The 18,447-nt window shown below is 40.7% G+C and carries 16 protein-coding genes; 4 read left to right on the forward strand and 12 right to left on the reverse strand.

The features are described from left to right. Positions 1-266: 266 nt before the first annotated feature. Together BM380_RS14225 and BM380_RS14230 are read left to right on the forward strand one after the other, a co-directional pair. Positions 267-1,538 carry an O-acetylhomoserine aminocarboxypropyltransferase/cysteine synthase family protein gene (locus BM380_RS14225; RefSeq protein ID WP_008112587.1) on the forward strand — a complete coding sequence of 424 codons (1,272 nt, stop codon included), beginning with the start codon at positions 267-269 and terminating at the stop codon, positions 1,536-1,538. Between the two features lie 68 nt (positions 1,539-1,606). Continuing rightward, a complete protein-coding gene (locus BM380_RS14230; protein WP_090494909.1) occupies positions 1,607-2,266 on the forward strand; it encodes an NADPH-dependent FMN reductase in 660 nt (219 codons plus the stop codon). Between the two features lie 16 nt (positions 2,267-2,282). On the opposite strand, the gene BM380_RS14235 is transcribed toward BM380_RS14230, so the two are convergent. The 7 genes from BM380_RS14235 to BM380_RS14265 all read right to left on the reverse strand — a co-directional run bounded on the left by BM380_RS14235 (position 2,283) and on the right by BM380_RS14265 (position 11,466). Beyond that, the gene (locus BM380_RS14235) at positions 2,283-2,471 is read right to left on the reverse strand and encodes a DUF1289 domain-containing protein (RefSeq protein ID WP_075170194.1); all 189 of its coding nucleotides are present in this window, start codon (positions 2,469-2,471) and stop codon (positions 2,283-2,285) included. A 14-nt stretch (positions 2,472-2,485) separates the two neighbouring features. Further along, positions 2,486-3,001: a hypothetical protein gene (locus BM380_RS14240; protein WP_090494910.1), complete on the reverse strand. Its 516-nt coding sequence runs from the start codon at positions 2,999-3,001 to the stop codon at positions 2,486-2,488. Positions 3,002-3,424: 423 nt separating this feature from the next. Continuing rightward, positions 3,425-4,039, reverse strand: a complete 615-nt coding sequence (gene hisIE / locus BM380_RS14245) for a bifunctional phosphoribosyl-AMP cyclohydrolase/phosphoribosyl-ATP diphosphatase HisIE (protein WP_090494913.1) — start codon at positions 4,037-4,039, stop codon at positions 3,425-3,427. Next, positions 4,033-4,809, reverse strand: coding sequence for an imidazole glycerol phosphate synthase subunit HisF (gene hisF / locus BM380_RS14250; protein ID WP_033103129.1), 777 nt, complete (start codon positions 4,807-4,809; stop codon positions 4,033-4,035). The genes hisIE and hisF overlap by 7 nt, the downstream gene beginning before the upstream one ends. 295 nt (positions 4,810-5,104) lie before the next feature. After that, on the reverse strand, positions 5,105-7,027 hold the full coding sequence (locus BM380_RS14255; protein ID WP_254772074.1) for a GGDEF domain-containing protein: 1,923 nt from the start codon (positions 7,025-7,027) through the stop codon (positions 5,105-5,107). Between the two features lie 298 nt (positions 7,028-7,325). Further along, positions 7,326-10,385, reverse strand: coding sequence for an efflux RND transporter permease subunit (locus BM380_RS14260; RefSeq protein ID WP_090494916.1), 3,060 nt, complete (start codon positions 10,383-10,385; stop codon positions 7,326-7,328). Positions 10,386-10,395: 10 nt separating this feature from the next. After that, entirely contained in the window at positions 10,396-11,466 is a 1,071-nt protein-coding gene (locus BM380_RS14265) for an efflux RND transporter periplasmic adaptor subunit (protein WP_028834567.1), read from the reverse strand. Between the two features lie 555 nt (positions 11,467-12,021). Between BM380_RS14265 and BM380_RS14270 the strand changes: the two genes are divergently transcribed. Both BM380_RS14270 and BM380_RS14275 read left to right on the forward strand, forming a co-directional pair. After that, on the forward strand, positions 12,022-13,029 hold the full coding sequence (locus BM380_RS14270) for a catalase family peroxidase (protein ID WP_090494917.1): 1,008 nt from the start codon (positions 12,022-12,024) through the stop codon (positions 13,027-13,029). Positions 13,030-13,045: 16 nt separating this feature from the next. Further along, positions 13,046-13,585, forward strand: coding sequence for a cytochrome b (locus BM380_RS14275; protein ID WP_090494919.1), 540 nt, complete (start codon positions 13,046-13,048; stop codon positions 13,583-13,585). Between the two features lie 66 nt (positions 13,586-13,651). Here the strand turns inward: BM380_RS14275 and BM380_RS14280 are convergent, their stop codons facing one another. From BM380_RS14280 to hisD, 5 genes are read right to left on the reverse strand one after another with little or no spacing between them, the layout of a single operon-like run. Next, a complete protein-coding gene (locus BM380_RS14280; RefSeq protein ID WP_028834570.1) occupies positions 13,652-14,377 on the reverse strand; it encodes a 1-(5-phosphoribosyl)-5-[(5-phosphoribosylamino)methylideneamino] imidazole-4-carboxamide isomerase in 726 nt (241 codons plus the stop codon). Between the two features lie 33 nt (positions 14,378-14,410). Continuing rightward, positions 14,411-15,001, reverse strand: a complete 591-nt coding sequence (gene hisH / locus BM380_RS14285) for an imidazole glycerol phosphate synthase subunit HisH (RefSeq protein ID WP_013463293.1) — start codon at positions 14,999-15,001, stop codon at positions 14,411-14,413. Next, positions 14,998-16,059 (reverse strand): bifunctional histidinol-phosphatase/imidazoleglycerol-phosphate dehydratase HisB, encoded by a 1,062-nt coding sequence (gene hisB, locus BM380_RS14290; RefSeq protein ID WP_013463294.1) that lies wholly within the window; start codon positions 16,057-16,059, stop codon positions 14,998-15,000. The genes hisH and hisB overlap by 4 nt, the downstream gene beginning before the upstream one ends. Continuing rightward, positions 16,056-17,156: a histidinol-phosphate transaminase gene (gene hisC / locus BM380_RS14295; RefSeq protein WP_090494920.1), complete on the reverse strand. Its 1,101-nt coding sequence runs from the start codon at positions 17,154-17,156 to the stop codon at positions 16,056-16,058. The genes hisB and hisC overlap by 4 nt, the downstream gene beginning before the upstream one ends. Continuing rightward, positions 17,146-18,447 carry a histidinol dehydrogenase gene (gene hisD / locus BM380_RS14300; RefSeq protein ID WP_090494922.1) on the reverse strand — a complete coding sequence of 434 codons (1,302 nt, stop codon included), beginning with the start codon at positions 18,445-18,447 and terminating at the stop codon, positions 17,146-17,148. The genes hisC and hisD overlap by 11 nt, the downstream gene beginning before the upstream one ends.

The following is an 18,447-nucleotide window of genomic DNA, read 5'->3' on the forward strand; positions in this document are numbered from 1 at the left end:
CGTCACGCTAATATATTTATTAATTACTTTTTTAACAAATAACTTAACTCATTGCCAGCTAAAATTTTTTCTTGCTACTAAATATAATAAGAAAGAAGAAAGTGCGCTCAGCGCTCATTTTCTTGAATATATGAGCGACAGTAGTTTGAACACTTAGCTAGATACAGCGATAAATCTATTTCTTTCAATATTCTTTAGTATATTTCATGTGCACTTTGTAACCATTAAATGCTACGTTAGATGTAACTATATTGAAGGAATAAATTATGAAACTTGAGTCTTTAGCGTTGCACCATGGTTATGAATCTGAAGCCACCACTAAGTCGGCGGCGGTGCCGATTTATAACACCTCTTCGTACACTTTTGATAATACTCAGCATGGTGCTGATTTATTTGATTTAAAAGTGCCGGGCAATATTTATACCCGCATTATGAACCCGACCAATGCGGTACTTGAGCAGCGTATTGCCGCGATGGAAGGCGGCATTGGTGCGCTGGCTGTGGCCTCGGGTATGGCAGCAATTACTTATGCAATTCAATGTTTATGTGAGGTGGGCACTAATATTGTAAGCACCAGCCAAGTGTATGGCGGTACTTATAACTTATTTGCTCACAGCTTGCCGCGCCAAGGTATTGAAGCACGGATGATTAAAGCCGATGATTTCGACGGCTTTGAAAACGCGATTGATGAAAACACCCGTGCGGTTTTTTGCGAGTCAATTGGTAACCCTGCTGGGAATATTGTTGATATTGCTCGCCTTGCGAAAATTGCCCACAGTAAAGGGGTGCCTTTAATTGTAGATAACACCGTGGCTACGCCGTATCTGTGTCGTCCATTTGAGTTAGGTGCCGACATTGTGGTGCACTCACTCACTAAATACATTAACGGCCATGGAACCGCTATTGGCGGCATGATTGTTGATTCGGGCAAGTTTGACTGGAAAGCCAATGCCACCCGTTTTGCGATGATGAATGAGCCTGATCCGTCGTACCATAATGTAGTGTATACCGATGCGTTTGCTGAGGCGGCGTTTATAGGTCGTTGTCGCGTTGTACCACTTAGAAATACCGGTGCGGCGCTTGCGCCTAAAAACGCCTCTGATATTTTAATTGGCCTTGAAACGTTAGGGCTAAGAATGGATCGCCACTGCGAAAACGCGCAAAAAATTGCTGAATACCTAGAGAGCCACCCTAAGGTGCTGTGGGTTAATTACGCGGGATTAAAATCAAGCCCATATAACGAAATGAGCCAAAAAATTACCAATGGTAAAGCGTCAGGTATTTTAAGTTTTGGCATTGCCGGTGGCCTTGAAGCCGGTACGCGCTTTATTGATGCCCTCAATATGATTTTACGTTTGGTTAATATTGGCGATGCTAAATCGCTGGCGTGTCATCCAGCATCTACTACGCACCGCCAATTAAATGATGAAGAACTGGCCAATGCGGGCGTTAGCCGCGATTTAATTCGTTTATCGGTGGGTATTGAAAACATTGACGATATTATTGCCGATGTAAGCCAAGCGCTTGATAAGGCCTAAATCGTACGGTAAATACCTCAAACTTTTTTGAGGTATTTATTTTTGTAATCAAAAAGGAGTGCAGATACATGAAATTTTTAATTTTTCTCGGTTCGGTTAGAAAAAGTAGCCCACCTAAGCCTGCGCGTTTAGGGGAGAGAGTAGCAAAAGCATGTGAGCGTTGTTTGCTTGAGCACTACTCTGAACACGAAATAGAGCTTATTGATCCGCTCGATTATGATTTAGACCCTGTGTTTAAACCGCACTTTGCCTATACGCAGGCTGAGGTACCTAAACAACTTGATGATTTAGCAGCAAAAATTAAAGCCAGCGATGGCTTTGTTATGGTGAGCCCTGAATATAATCATTCGATGAGTCCGGCACTCGCTAATTTGCTAAACCACTTTGGTAGTTCTTTATTTGGCTATAAACCCAGCGCAATTGTTACCTATTCTGCAGGGCAGTGGGGCGGCGTGCGCGCTGCTGTTGGTATGCGCAGCTTTTTAAGTGAACTGGGCTGTTTGCCGGTATCAGCAATGATCCATGTACCAAAAGCGCAAGACGTGTTTATTGAAAGTGGTGACGCAAATAATGCGGCAGAGCAAACATCATGGGATAGCTATTTTTCGCGCACCTTTAATCAATTAATTTGGTGGGCAGAAGGTGCTAGCAAACAACGTGAAGCGTTAGACCCTAAGCAATTAATTAAAGATTTTAAACGCGACCCATCACAACGTAATGCGCCTTAATGGTTATAAATTTAAGCTAGTCTTTTTTGGCATCTTCACGAGGGGAGGCCAATATAGCTTGCTTTTGCTCATCGGTTAAAATAATCCAGTCGAATATTTCGTCACTTGTGCGCCCGCACCCAGTACAGTAGCCATTCATTCTATAACATTCACCGATACAGTCTGTTTTTAAATGAGTGGATTGTTTACTGGGTGTTTGGCGCATACATTCTCTCGTTATTATTTAGTGGCGACAGGCTTTCCTACTTCTAACGAGGTCGACCAGGTTTTAATTTTTGATAAGGTTTTGCTGGTATAAACAGAAATAACCGGTGATTTATCATCAAGTACAAAGGTGGTGCGCAGAGAGGTTTCCGACTCTTTTTGTGTTTCTAACCAGTTGCTATTTTTTGTTAAACATTGGCGAGTGAGCTCAACGGCTTGTTTATGCATGGCAACGGCTTGTTGTTGGTCTTTGTAGTTTTCTTGACAGCGATAGGTCACGGTTTGATTGTTAAAGCTGGTTACTTGGCAGTTATTGCCAAATACGTTGTACTTTGCGCTCCACACATCTAAATAAGGTGTTTTTACTTTGGTGTCTTTTAACGCTGCAAAGCGATTGTCATAGGCGGCAATCAGCCCATCCATTTTTTCGCAGGGGGTTAGGTTATCTAGTTTAGCTTTTTGCTCAGTGGTTAAACTGCTACAGCCAGATAAAATTAGGCCAGTTAATACCAGCGATATATAGGTTTTCATAATGCGCTATCCTTTTGTAATAGCTATTCCTTGAACATTAGGGTCTATTGACCTTTCAAGGTTGAATTTGCAGCAGTCTGTTTGGTATTTAGGCAAGGCAGAGCCTATGTAGTGTGGTTATTCCCCATAAATAGGTGATAACGCAGCATCAATGCCAAACAGGCGCTGCCCTTCGGGTTCTGCCTAGGGGCGATTTACTCTTTGTTGCTCGGTTTTGACTTAGCCCACTAGGTTGCAAACCTCGCGCCGCGATTAAACCGCCCCTAGTTTGAACAAATTTTAATCCGCAAAGGTCAACAGACCCTAGTTAAAGAATACCTAAGGGAGGGAGTAAATGCTATTCGCAAGGTGTAATTTAAAGTGAATTTATGGTTTTAACATACTGTGTGCGCCACAAAATGGCGCACACAGTAACAGGCTGTTTTACTTATGACGCCCTTGTAGGCAAGCAACTACATCGGTGAGCTCTAAGCCTTGACGCTGTAGTAACACAGTTAAGTGATACAACAAGTCAGCCGATTCGTTAGTAAGCTCATTGTTGTCGTGTTTCATTGCCGCAAGCGCCACTTCAACGCCTTCTTCACCTACTTTTTGGCAGCTGCGGCTTAAGTCTTCAGCAAATAAAGACGCGGTGTAGCTTTTAGCTGGATCGTCGTTTTTACGTGCAACAATCACATCTTCAAGTTGCGCTAAAAAGCTTAAGCTTGGTTTTGCAGCATCGCCAAAACAGCTTTGCGTGCCTAAATGGCACGTTGGCCCTTCTGGGTTTGCCAATACTAAAATTGAATCGTAGTCGCAATCTGTATGCACAGAGACCACGTTTAAGTAGTTTTCTGATGACTCGCCTTTGGTCCATAAACGCGATTTAGAACGCGAATAAAAAGTCACCTTATTACTTTCAAGCGTAACAGCAAGCGCTTCGCTATTCATAAAACCTTGCATTAAAATAACGCCAGAGCGTGCATCTTGAACAATGGCAGGGATCATCTCGCTTTTAGCGAAATCAACTTGAGTTAGGTTTTCTTGCGTTACTAGCATAATCTGGCTGCCACTTGGTTATCTATTAAAAATTGTTTTAGTTCGCCAATGTTAATCACGTTTTTATGAAAAACGCTGGCTGCGAGTGCACCATCTACTTTGCTTTGTTTAAATACATCAACAAAATCTTGCATTGTGCCTGCGCCCCCTGAGGCGATTAAAGGAATGTCGCATAGCTCGCGTATTTTGCTTAGTTGCTCGTTGTCGTAACCATTACGAACGCCATCTTGGTTCATACAGTTTAAAACAATTTCGCCAGCGCCTAAGTCTTGTACCCGCTGAACCCACTCTTGGGTTTTATAACGAGTACGGCTTGAGGCATTAGGATCGCCTGTAAGCTGATACACTAAGTATTCACCGGTTGTTTCATCGTAAAAGCTATCAATACCGACAACCACACACTGCTTGCCAAACTCATCGTGTAACTCTTTTATAAGCTCAGGACGAGCAATGGCAGGGCTATTAATGCTGATTTTGTCAGCGCCGCGTTCAAGTACGCGCGCTGCATCGGCTACCGATTTAATGCCACCCGCTACACAAAATGGAATATCGATATGGCGGGCAATATTTTCTACCCAATTTACATCGAGTAATCGTTTTTCAACGCTTGCACTGATCTCGTAAAATACCAGTTCGTCGGCACCGGCTTCACTGTAGGCTTTAGCAAGTGTTAAAACATCGCCGACTACCTCATGGCCCTTAAATTTAACGCCTTTAACGACTTGGCCGTCTTTTACGTCTAAACAAGGAATTATGCGTTTTGATAACATGCGCTTACCTCGTTTTTAAAATTCTGAATTGTAATATGGTTATTATTACGTTTGTTATTGGTATAACTCATTAGAAGACACATAGACTGCACTTGATATGTTATATTTTTAATAAAAATGAATAGTTAATTTAATGAATGAATCTAAATGCATTACTATGCAATGAATTCTTGGCTCCACTATATAATAAAACTTGCGCTATGTTAATGGTAAAAGCTAGAACTAAAAGTGATAATTCATTCCGGAAAAACGCGCAATCTTGAAACCGTAGACTAAATACATAAAATACTAAAAATTAGCGTGTTTCTTTAGAAAACCGATAGCAGTTTCGACCAGAATTTTTAGCCTCGTAAAGTGCTTGGTCTGCGTGTGTTTTTACTTCTAAGCTAGTATGAGCTTGTCCGTTTGTGATGGTAATTCCTATACTTATTCCGAGCGTGCGTTTTTGGTCAAATAAAATAAATGGTTTGCTAATATTTGTAATGATTCTTTGTGCTATCTCAGAGATCACGTCTTTATCATTTAACTGTGGCAAAATTGCTGCAAATTCATCTCCACCTATTCGAGCAATAATATCGTGCTTACGTAAACAGCTTTTTATGCGCGTTGCAACTTCTTTAAGTGCTTCATCGCCTGCACCATGGCCTAACTCATCATTTATTGGCTTGAAGTAATCTAAATCTAAATACATGAGGACTAATGGTGACTCATTGAACTGGGCTTTATTTAGTTCTTTATCAAGCTTATCTAAAAATATCCTACGGTTATAAAGTCCTGTTAAGCTATCTACAAACGCATAACTTTCTACTTTGGCCTCGTATTCTCGTCTGGCGATAGTGTGATTAGCAAAGGTGTAAATAACAAATATCATTAATAACATTACACCTAGATAGAGCAAAACAATCAATTTTTTTAAACTACTAAATTCGTTTTCAATCAGTGATAGAGGGACCTTATTTACTAACTTCCATTTGGGCCATTTCCCGTTGCTATTTCTCTGATTATCAAGTGTTGGTACTTGATCTAGTAAGGTCATGTGTTCAAAAATATAAATGTTGTTATCCTTTTCAATGATCCCATTTGTTTTAGTTTCCATCGCTTGCCATATATCTGGATGGATATCTTGAAAACGTTGCTGGGGTTTATTGGCAAACATAAAAGCCCATTGTTTTTGTACATCACCAAATAACCAGTAACTTTCTTCATTAAAGAGCATAATGTCACCTAGTGAGCTTTTAGAAATATTTTCTAATTGACTAAGTAAATGCACACCTCCGAGATTTATTATAAGTAAGCCAATCTTTTCATTGTTTTTGTCAACTAGCACTGAGCCTAAACGGATCATTGGTTTTAATGGCCTTTCAATTTGACCATTTTCAATATTTAAATCTAATGGAGATATAAAAATATCATCAGGGCTGAGCTTTATCCCGCGTTTATAGTAGTATCGATCGCTTTTATCTTGAAGCTTGTCTGGAGGTACGATAACGGTACTGTTATTTTCTCTTTGCACCCTTATTAACTCTTGGCCTTTTAAGCTAAGAATTCTTATTTGGGTGTAATAATTTTTTATGGTGATAAAATTAAAATAGTCATGTTCTAATAGTGTTTTGTTTTCATTACTAAAAAAACGCTGTTCCTTAAAGTGGTGATTATTTTTAAGAATTAACAGATCACGAGATGCATGATTAAGTTGTTGTAAAAACGAATATTTAGCTTGTTTTAACTCATTTTTCTCTTTTTGAATAACAGAACCTATACGCGTTTGTATTTGGTTTTCGTAAAACATATACAAGGCAATATATAAAATAATTGCAGAGCAAAAATAGGTCAGTAGGCTAGTAAATATGGTTGTGTTTAGCTTTTGCGAATTTTGCTCTTGTAAGGGCAAGAAGGCAGGTTTAATAATGGAAAAGTAAATTATAGGCACACTCAGACTACTGAGTATTAAGCTATCAATTGCTATGACTTGCCATTGCTGTAAAACAAATTCGTCAAAATTAAAGGCAAACATAACTAAAGCCTCAATCGTAAAAACGATCATAGCTATTTTAAATGTTAGGAATTCGGTTCTCGATTGTTGGTTTTTTACAAAGTCACTATCATTAAATAAGTAGTGAATAGTAATAATAGCAATGAATGAGATAAGGCTGGCATCTAATATTACAGAAAACCAGATGCCTGTATATTTCGTAACAAATGATGCCAATAACATCATAATAGTGGCTTCACTTAACGCCAGTGATATAAAAAGAATAAGTAAGCGTTGTAATGGCATATAAAGTTTCCGAGCCAATTATTATTGAATAACAAAAGCGACTAAATTTAATATGGGGCGGACAGTAGAATTGTTATCGTTAATTTAAAAATACTGCTGTTTGATATTAATATAATAATTAGAAAGTGCGTTTATTGCCATTATGGTTGTGCGTTTATTCTGTAATTTTTGACTAAAGTAGGGTGAATCTTGATCAAAGTGTTCATAACATTTGACCAAGATTCAGTGTGATCAACAATTAACTATGTATATGTTCATCTGTTTTTACGTTCATAAATATCGCGTAGAGTACGGGGATCACAATTAAAGTCAGTAGGGTGGCAAACAGTAACCCAAACACCAGTACCACTGACATCGATTGGAAAAACGCATCAAAATACAGTGGAATAACCCCTAGTACAGTGGTGAGTGTGCCCATCATTACTGGTCTTACCCGACTATTTGCCGAATCGATAATGGCATTATAAGCAGGTTTTCCTTGGCGAATTTCCATATCCATCTGATCCACTAATACAATGGCATTTTTAATCAATAAACCAGAGAGCGACAGTAATCCTAATATACCCATAAACTCTAATGGGATTTGTGTAGTAACCAGCCCAAAAACAACACCAATTAAGGCTAATGGCACCACAAGCCAAATAATAATAGGTTGTTTTAATGCGTTAAATAACACAATAACAATGAGTACCATGGCTAAAAAACCCAGTGGAATAGTTGAGGCCAGCATTTCGTTAGACTCTTTCGATTGACCATATTCGCCATCCCATTCTAGGCGGTAGCCTTGTGGTAGTTCAATGGCGTCTATTTTAGGTTTTACTCTATTAAATAACTCAGAAGCAAGCTCACCTGGCAGTGGATCGGCTTGGGCTTTTATGGTCCATTCACGGTCTTCACGTTTTAATATGCCGTCGCGCCATACGGTTTTAAAGCCATTGGTGACTTGAGCAAGAGGCAGTGTTTCACCGGTGATATTGCTTTGCACTTGAATGTTACCAATGTCGTTTATGTCTACGCGTTCTTTTTGTGGCGCTCTGACGATAATAGGAATGAGCTCTTCGCCTTCACGATACTGCCCAACCACTTGCCCTGAAAAGTTTTGTTGCAGTGCTTCAGCAACAGCTTTGCGCGTTACACCCGCGCGCTGTGCATTAATGGCTGAGTACTGTGGCTCAATAACACTAATGCGTTGTCGCCAGGTGTCTTTAATTGATAACGCACCGCCATCATCAATTAATATGGCTTTTGCTTTTGCTGCCAGCTCTCTTAATACACTCGGATCGGGGCCTTTAAATGTGGCTTCTATTTTAGAGCCACCACCTGGGCCCATTACAAAGCGCCATACTTTGCCTTGCGCATCCACAAAGTTATTATCGATGTAGTTTTGTACCCTAGGTAAGAGTTGATCTAGTTTTTTATAGTCATCGACTTTAGCTAAAATTTGCCCGTAAGAACTGTTGGGTGATTCGCTGCCATAAATAAGCATGTAACGTAATCCGCCACCGCCAATAAGAGTTTGTATGCCTTCAACGCCGTTTTGTTGTTTTACAAACGCTTCAAGTTTGAGCATGTCTTTTTTGGTTTTTTCAATATCGGTGCCTTGTGGTAACCAAAAATCAACCACCATTTGCGGCGTGGTGGAAGCTGGGAAAAACCCTGATTTTACAAATTGAAAACCCCACATAGACACACTAAACATGGCAACCACAACAGTAACCGTTAACCAGCGATGATGAAGTGCCGACACCACAACCGATTGATACAACGCCATGAGCTTATTAGGTTTTGCTGAACCGGAGGTATCGCCATCTTGTTCTTTAAACAAGCAATAACAAAACAGGGGAGTTAGGGTAATGGCAAATAACCAGCTGTATAACAAAGAGATTAAAATAACCCAAAATAAATGGCCGGTAAATTCAGCTGTATCGCCCGGTGCGAGGCCAATAGGTGCAAAGGCAACAATGCCGACTAATGTACCGCCAAGTAGTGGCCATTTAGTTTGTTTTACAACTTCACTGGCAATGTCTAACTTTTTACGCCCTTGTTGTGTACCTACTAAAATTCCTTCTGTCACCACAATCGCATTATCAACCATCATACCGAGGGCAATAATAAGCGCACCTAAGGAAATACGGTGCATGGGTATACCGCTAAAGTCCATGGTAGCAAGGGTTGCAAAAATAGTTAGCAGTAACACGGCACCAATAATAACCCCAGAGCGTAACCCCATAAATAGCAGTAGCGTGACCATGACAATCACCAGCGCCACTAATACATTAACCACAAAGTTATCGACTGAGTCTTGTACCACTTTTCCTTGGTGGTAAAACTCATGCACGCTGATGCCAAGCGGTCTGAGGTTTTCAGTTTGCTTTACTTTATCATCAACGCGGTCAAACACTTTTACCACATTAGCGCCTAATACACTGGCAACCCCCAGTGATATGGCAGGCTTAGAGTTGTAGCGCACTAACTTGGTTGCTGGGCTTTGAAAACCGCGGTATACATTGGCAATATCTTTTAGGTAAATTGTTTTACCTTTAGCGCTGGCACTTACCAGTAGGTTTTTAATGGTATCAACGGAGTTTAATTCGCCGGTGGGATCAATAAAAATACGTTGATCGCCAATTTGGGTATTACCTGCACTCAATACGGCGTTTTGTTCATCCAAAATACCGTAAATGTTATTGATAGATACACCTAAAGAGGCTAACTCTTCTCGAGCAATTTCTACAAATATCCCCTCTTGTTGTACGCCCGTCATGGCAACTTTCGCTACACCGTCTACTTGTAAAATGTCACTTTGTAGCGTTTTAGCATAGGCATGCAGTTCATCGGGGGAGTAACCTTCGGCAGTAATTAAATAACTTAAGCCATATACATCGCCATAATCATCAAACACTTTGGGGGTCCCTGTACCAGGAGGAAGTGTTGGGCGAGTATCGTTAATTTTGTTTCTGAGTTTAGTCCAAATAACTTGTAGCTCAGATTTGGTTGGCGAAAATTCTGATTTAATTTCTACTTTAATTTCAGATAACCCTGTAGATGAGGTCGACGATATAGTATCGACTTCTTGTAACTCTTGAATGGCACGCTCAAGCGGCTCGGTTACTTCTTTAGCAACCTCAAGCGGGCTCGCGCCTGAATAAGAAACAAATACTTGCGCGGTGCGAATTATAAATTCGGGGTCTTCAAACCGAGCCATGTTTTTGTATGACGAAAAACCAAAGCCAAGCGTTAAAATGATGAGTATAGTGCTAATTAATTTATTATTTATTGTCCACTTTGCTAAATCCATGATTGCGCTCCTATGCTTTAGTCCAAGGACGTACTTTCATACCCTCAGTCACATAGTTTGCACCTGCACCTACAATCACATCACCTGCTTTTAAGCCCTCAGTAATAATCAGTTGTTCGCCAATACCTTGCTCAATAGCAACGAGTGTTTTTGATACTTGCATTGTTTGTTGGTCAACAGTCCATACGAAATGCTGGCCGTTTTCTTCAAAAATAGCAAAGGTAGGGACAGCCAGTCGTGTTGCGTTTGAACTTGTTTGACGTTCTATTTTTAGGCTGGCATTCATGCCAGGTAATATATTAAGGTTATTGGGTACAGCAAACGAAAAGCGTACTTCATAGGTTTGACTGGCTGAGTCGGCTTCTAAATTCGCACGTCTAAATGTGGCAGGGATAGGCGCAGCCGATACATCTTGTAAAATAACAGTCGCTACATTGTTTTGTTTAGAATCTACCGTGGCCACAATAGACGCGGGAATATTTACAACCGCTTCCATTTCACCTTTACCAAATAGGGTAACTACATGTTGCCCAGCACTGATGTTTTCAAGCTGCTTTACCGGAACTTCTGCAACAATGGCATCGTAAGGCGCTATGATTTTACTGTCAGATAATGCCTTTTGCGCTGAGTCATACTGTGATTCGGCCACTTCTTTTTTAGATTTTAGTTGCTCTATATCTCGCTGTGAAATAACACCGTCTTTTGCAAGCTTTAAACCACGTTGATAATCATTGTTGGCCGTTTCAAACTGTATTTTGCTCGACTTAACCTCATTAACAAAGTTTCGTTGCTCTAATGCGGCTATTACGTCTCCTTTTTTTACATTTTGCGCAGCAATTACGTTGAGCTTTTCAAGTTTACCACTGACCTGAAAGGCCAGTTTTGAGCTGTTTATTGTATCTATAGTGGCAGGATAGGTGAGTGTTTTTGATTGAGAGCCATCATCAATGGTTATTAACTTAACAGGGCGTGGCTTGTTTTGCTTTTGAGTGCTGACTTCGCTATCTGAACAACCGGCTAACAACAACAGTAGCGCAATACTAATAAAATTAAATTTAGTAAAACATGGTTTATTGATCATCTTGCTTACCTTAAATAAAAAGTGCGGTGTTAATCGTTGGCATTTTTGTGTGGTTCAAAATTATAAAATGCGTAAATGTGTTTATTTTCGAATTTACCTGTAATGCTGTTTATTAAGCTATAACTACTTACTACTTGAAAAAAGCAGTAGATAACGAGTGAGTAATAAATAATATTTTAATTTCAACAGTTTATTATTGCTGTACGGTTTTGTTTTAATTTGTGTGATTTTGTAGAACGTAATAAATCAGCACCCCAATGCTTGCTTTGTATCAACATTAGTATAATTAACAATCGGCTTTTTTAAAGCGCAGCTCATAAAGATTATATTTTTGGAATTTAAAATACTTAAAGTGCGGTTTTTATTAATTGAATTGAAATATTAATTGCTTGGGGTCGGTCTTGTGAGTGTCGTGTCGGTATAACTAAATAAAAGCTATCCGATCTAAAGTATATCTCAGTAATGGTTAGCCATTAATTTAAAGACGTAATTAAAACTATGAAAAATTCCAAACATAATCATCATGAAAATATTCATACGAGGTCTAATCCTACCATGAGTAAAAAAATCACCTTAATTGCAATAATCACTTTATTTGCACTGACGATTTTATATTTTACCGGCGCTTTTAACAGCGATGCGGTTACTGCGCAGCGTTTTGTTAATTTACAACAAGGTGAGCAAGCCCATGCGGGGTTTCGTCGTGCTCACGCTAAAGGTATTTGTTTAGCAGGGTCGTTTGAGTCTACCGGTGAGCTTGCTAAATATTCGCAAGCCAAGGTATTTGATTTAGGCGCCACTCCTTTTATTGGCCGTTTTTCTATTGCGGGCAATAATCCAACCGCACCTGATTTAAAAGCACCGGTGCGTAGTTTAGCGTTTTCTATAACTACCGATGATAACCAAGAATGGCGCGTAGCAATGAACACGCCTCCAGTTATGGCTGTAGCGACGCCAGATGCGTTCTTTAAACAGTTACAAGCGCTATCCCCTGATCCGGTAACTAAAAAACGCAGTCCTGAAAAAATTAAAGCCTTTTTTGCCGCACACCCTGAAAGTGCCGCATTTAATAACTGGAAAGCAAGTTATAAACCAACTAGCAGTTTTGCCACTGAGCAATACCATAGTATTAATGCCTTTTATTTGGTTGATGAAAATAATGAAAAGCACGCCGTACGTTGGATAGCTAAACCACAATTAAGCGATGAAAACATTCAACCACTTAATAATGATTCAGCCGATGCATTGCAGCTACAACTTAAAGATCAAGTTGCTCAAGCCCCTGTTAAATTCGACATGCTGTTTAGCTTTGCAACCGCTGAAGATGATGAAAACAACCCAACTATTTTATGGCCTCAATCACGTAAAACCATAAATGCCGGTACGTTTGTTATCTCAAGCCTTCAGGCGCAAGAAGGAGGCGTGTGTGCTGATATGAACTTTGATCCCTTGGTACTTCCTACAGGGATAGAGCCAAGCGCCGATCCTATATTACGTGCCCGTGGCGCGGCTTATGCTGAGTCATTTCGTCGTCGTGCTAAAGAAGTACTTTTAAATAATTAATAACAGGAAATATCGAATGAAAACAATTAATAAATACTCAGCGTCGAGTATGCTTATTCACTGGGCGATGGCGTTAATCATACTTTCTATGTTATTTCTTGGTTTGTCGATGGTAGAAAGTTTAGCGGTTTGGCAAATAGAGGCCATTGCGCTGCATAAGTCATTTGGTATTTTAGCGTTGGTGTTAGTTGCTATTAGATTAATCAATAAAGTAGTCACCACCAGTCCTGCATTACCACCGAGTGTGCCTAAGGCTCAAGCATTAGCCGCGCATTTAACCCAAGTGGGTTTATATGCATCTATGATTTTAATGCCGATTTCTGGTTGGTTAATGCAAAGCGCTGATGGCCGTCATGTGAGCTTTTTTGGTTTACTTACTTTGCCTAGCCTAGTAAGTAAAGATATTGAAACGTATGCTTTTTTCCGTGAAGCACATGGTTTAATTGCTTATGCATTTTTATTGTTTATCTTTATGCATGTAAGCGCTGCGCTTTATCATGGTTTAATAAAGCAAGATGGCGTATTAGGCTCTATGTTACCTGGTAAGCATAAATAAACTAATAGTTTTATACAAAAAAGGCACAGATGCGCTCGCACCTGTGCCTTTTTTAGAGCTATATTTTTAGCTTAATTTAAGCGCGTCTTCTACGCTAAAAGCACCATCTAATAAAGACTTGCCTAAAATTACGCCGCCAACACCAAGTTCATTTAGCTTTTTAATATCATCCAACGAACTTACCCCACCCGACGCTTGTACTTTAATATCTGCATTATGATTAATTAAATCTTCATAAAGCGCAAAAGAGGGGCCGGTCATGGTGCCGTCCTTACTGATGTCCGTGCATAAAAAATCAATAATGCCCAGCTCTACATAAAAATCAATAAGTTCAAATAGCCCAAACTCAGATTCATTTAACCAACCATGGGTTGCTGGTGCCCAGCCGGACTCTGTTTTATTAACATCAAGGGCAATCACAAAGTGCTCAGCGCCAAATTGTTCAATCCAAGCTTTAACCTGTTCACGCTTTTCAACTGCCATTGAACCAATAACCACTTGGTTTGCACCGGCTTTTAACCAATCGCTAACATCTTGCTCTGAACGAATACCGCCACCCACTTGGTAGGGCACATCCAGTGCTTTTGTGGCTGCTTGAATATGTTGCCACTGCTTTTTACTTGGATCGCGTGCGCCTTCTAAATCAACTAGGTGCAGTTTACCCGCGCCGCTGTCAGCGTATTCTTTTAGGCGAGCGCCAAGTTCAAAGGGGTAAAACTGTGCGGTATCATATTTACCTTGATACAAACGTACAATTTGATTTTGTAATACGTCTAATGCTGGAATAATCACTGTGTATCTCTTTTATTATTTATTAACAGTCGCTTATAACTGCCAATCTAGAAAGTTTTGTAATAAACGGGTGCCTACTTTAGCACTTCGCTCTGGGTGAAATTGCATACCGGCATAATTATCTTTAGCGACAATGGCTGAAAAAGTTTGCCCGTATTCACTACTGACTAAAGTGGCATCGTTAACGGTGTGCGCAAAGCTGTGCACATAATAAACCTGATCGTCTTTATGCAGCCCTTTAGTTAGTGGGTGTGCTTGTTGGATAGATAAGTTATTCCACCCCATATGCGGTGACGTTAAACTACCTACATCCAGTGCTTTTACTTGGCCTGGTATTTTACCTAAGCATTGCACGTTACCTTCTTCGGTGCTTTCACACAGCAGTTGCATCCCCAAGCAAATTCCCATTAGCGGGCGCTGATATTCGTTAATCGCTTGCTGCCAACCATTATCGACTAGGCGCTTCATAGCCACAGATGCATGGCCAACACCAGGTAAAATAGCGCGCTCATAGCCCGCTAATTGTTCTGGCGAGGTAATAACGGTAGGGGTTTTACCTAAACGCTCAAATGCAAAGCGTACCGAGTTAATATTGGCACAACCGGTATTAATTATCGCTATCATAAACACCCCTTAGAGCTGGCTGTTTGTTGACTTGTATCTTGTGCAATTGCCATACGCAGTGCCCGTGAAAACGCTTTAAATAAGCCCTCTACTTGGTGATGACAGTTACCGTCACTTACCGACAAAATAAGGCTAATTGCAGCGTTATCACTTAAGCTTTTGAAAAAATGCTCTACCATTTGTACGTCTAAATCACCGGCTTTTTCGCGGCTAAAGTTTGCGTTTAACACAAACGAAGCACGTCCAGATAAGTCAATTTGCGCTTCGGCTTTACATTCATCCATAGGCAATGCAAAACCATAACGCGCTATTTGTGATTTTGTGCCCAGCGCTTGTTTAAGAGCAACCCCTAAGGCAATACCAATGTCTTCAACAAGGTGATGCTCGTCTATGTGTAAATCGCCTTTGGCTTTAATGTTTAAGCCAATGTTTGCGTGGGTGCGTATTTGATCCAGCATGTGATCAAAAAAGCCTAGGCCGGTGTCTATGCTACCGTTTTTAGTTTGATCAAGATTAACCGCTACATCAATTTGTGTTTCTTTAGTGTTGCGTGTAACACGGCCTTCACGGTTGGCTGTGGTCAGCTTAGTAACAATAGCAGGCCAGCTACCATCATATAAAATACCTTCACAACATAAGTTTTGCGCAAGGCCAATATCTGTTTGGCGGTCGCCAATTACAAAAGAGCGCGCTAAATCTACGTTGCCAGAGCGCATAAGCTCGGTCAGTAAGCCTGTTTTTGGCTTACGGCAATCGCAGTTTTGTTCATCAAAGTGTGGGCAAATGAGTACATCTTCAAAGTTAATCCCTTGGCTGTTGAGTATGTCCATCATTTTGTCTTGGGCTATGTCAAAATCCGCAGTAGGGAAACTGTCAGTGCCTAAACCATCTTGATTAGATACCATAACTAGGCGATAACCAGCGGCTTGTAGTTGTAATAATGCCGGAATAACACCAGGTAAAAAAGCCAACTTTTCAAGGCTATCTACCTGTTTGTCGGTGATTGGCTCTTCAATAATGGTGCCGTCACGGTCTATAAATAAATAGGGATTACTCATGATACTTCCTGTTGTGATAGGGCTGTTGGGGTGGTTAAACCATCGAGCCAAATTTTTACTTGTTCTAATTCTTGTTCGCTACCAATTGAAATGCGTAGCCAGTCGTCTTCACCGTATAAGGTAAATGCTCGCATGACTAAGCCTTGTTCAAGGGCAACTTTAAAGCTGTTTTTATCGGCCAATTTTAAGGTAACAAAGTTGCCTTCACCAGTGAGAATTTTTAATATAGCAGGGGAGGCGTTTAACCACTCTATTAGCTTTAATTTTAAGCTGTTTAAAATGCTCACCTGGCGACGCATAGAGGTAATGGCATCAGGGGCAATGGCTTGCGCTGCAATACTCGCTACCACGCTCGATACCGGATACGGTGCAATGACTTTACGAATGGGCGCAAGTACACTGGCTTGAGCGAGGGTAAACCCGGTTCGCAGGCCTGCCAACGCAAACGCTTTTGACAGTGTACGTAGCACTACAATATTACTAAACTCGTTTATAAGTTGTGTTGCACTTTGCTCTGGGCAAAACTCAATATAGGCTTCATCAACAATCACCAATGCTTTACCTGCAAGCGCAGTGGCAATGGCTTTTACTTTATCTAGCGGCGTTAAACTACCTGTTGGGTTATTTGGATTACAAATAAACACCAGTTTTGAGCTACCGACCGCAGTGACAATATCATCAACATTGGCTGTTAATAATAACTCTTGAGTAAGCGCGTTAATAGCCACATTGTGCGTATCAGCAGTGACTTTATACATACCGTAGCTAGGCAAAAACAGCGCAATACTATCTTTAGCTGGCTGGCAATACGTGCGTACTAAAAGCTCAATGCCTTCATCTGCACCTCGCGTCATAAGGACATTGTCGCTTTTAAGCTCGGTATAAGCTGCATAGCGATCAATAACCAATTGTGGCTGAGGGTCGGGGTAGCGATTTAAATCTTCAATACTCAGCTCAAGGTTTTTAGCATATGGGCTTTCGTTGGCATTGAGCCACGTTGTGCCTGTTAACTTTTCACTTTTAGCCGAGCTGTAAGCAGCAAGCGCTTTAATATTATCGGGTAATAAGCTGGTTGCTTGGGCGCTCTCATTGCTCATTGTTTATTGCCTCTAAACGAATTGAAACCGCATTAGCGTGGGCATCAAGGCCTTCTGCGTCTGCCAGTGGTAAAATAGCTTTTGAAAGCTCTGTTAAGCCACTTTTGCTAATAGTTTGTACTGTGTATGTGCGGAAAAAATCAAGCAAGTTTAAGCTTGAGTATGTCGCGCTATAACCGTAAGTAGGTAATACGTGGTTAGTACCCGATGCATAATCGCCAGCTGATTCTGGTGTGTAGTCGCCAACAAATACTGAACCTGCATTTTTAACCGCATCAAGGTACGGGGTTGCATCTGCCAGCTGTAAAATTAAGTGCTCTGGCCCATATTGCGCTGATACATCAAATGCTTGCGCTATTGAATCAACTAAAATAAGTGACGAATTAGCCAATGCTTGTTCAGCGGTGTCTTTTCGGCTTAAGTTAGCTAATTGACGAGTAAGCGCGTCTTGCGTTTGTTTAATAATAGTTTCGCTGTTACACAATAAAATAACTTGCGAGTCGGCGCCATGCTCTGCTTGTGAGAGTAAATCGGCCGCGATAAACTCTGGATTTGCTCGTTCATCTGCTATCACTAATACTTCAGATGGACCTGCTGGCATATCAATCGCCATTCCTGGAATTGTTTGTGCAACTAACTGCTTTGCCATAGTCACAAAGCTATTACCTGGGCCAAAAATTTTATTCACTTTAGGTACTGATTCTGTGCCGTAGGCCATTGCAGCAATCGCGCCTGCACCACCGCTTTCAATAATAGTGGTGATACCACATAATTTAGCAGCATATAAAATAGCAGGATTTATTGCTTTATCGCCTTGTACGGGGGTAGTTAGTACCACGGTTTTTGCACCGCTTAACTGCGCCAATACACCTTGCATTATAACTGACGATGGCAATGGCGCACTGCCACCGGGTACATAAATACCGACCGCTTCGATGGCTTGATATTTCAGTTCACATTCAACGCCCGGTTGAGTCGATAACTTAATATCTTTAGGCAGTTGCGCTTGGTGAAAACATTTTACATTTGCATAAGCGGTGTCAATTGCATACTTAAGCTCAGGGCTTAGCATTTTCTCAGCGGCATTAATTTCATCAAGTGGAACACGTAAACGCGGCTCAGCTCGGTTATCAAACTCTTTTGCTAACGCCAGTAATGCAGCATCGCCTTGTGCATTTACTTTTGCCAAAATAGTTTGGCAAATACTTTCTACTTTTTCACTCGCTGATACAGCAGGGCGCATCAGCGCCGCTGCTTGAACCTGTGATGATTCTTCATTCCAACGAAGCAT

It is taken from the genome of Pseudoalteromonas sp. DSM 26666 (assembly GCF_900116475.1).
GTDB lineage: Bacteria > Pseudomonadota > Gammaproteobacteria > Enterobacterales > Alteromonadaceae > Pseudoalteromonas > Pseudoalteromonas tetraodonis.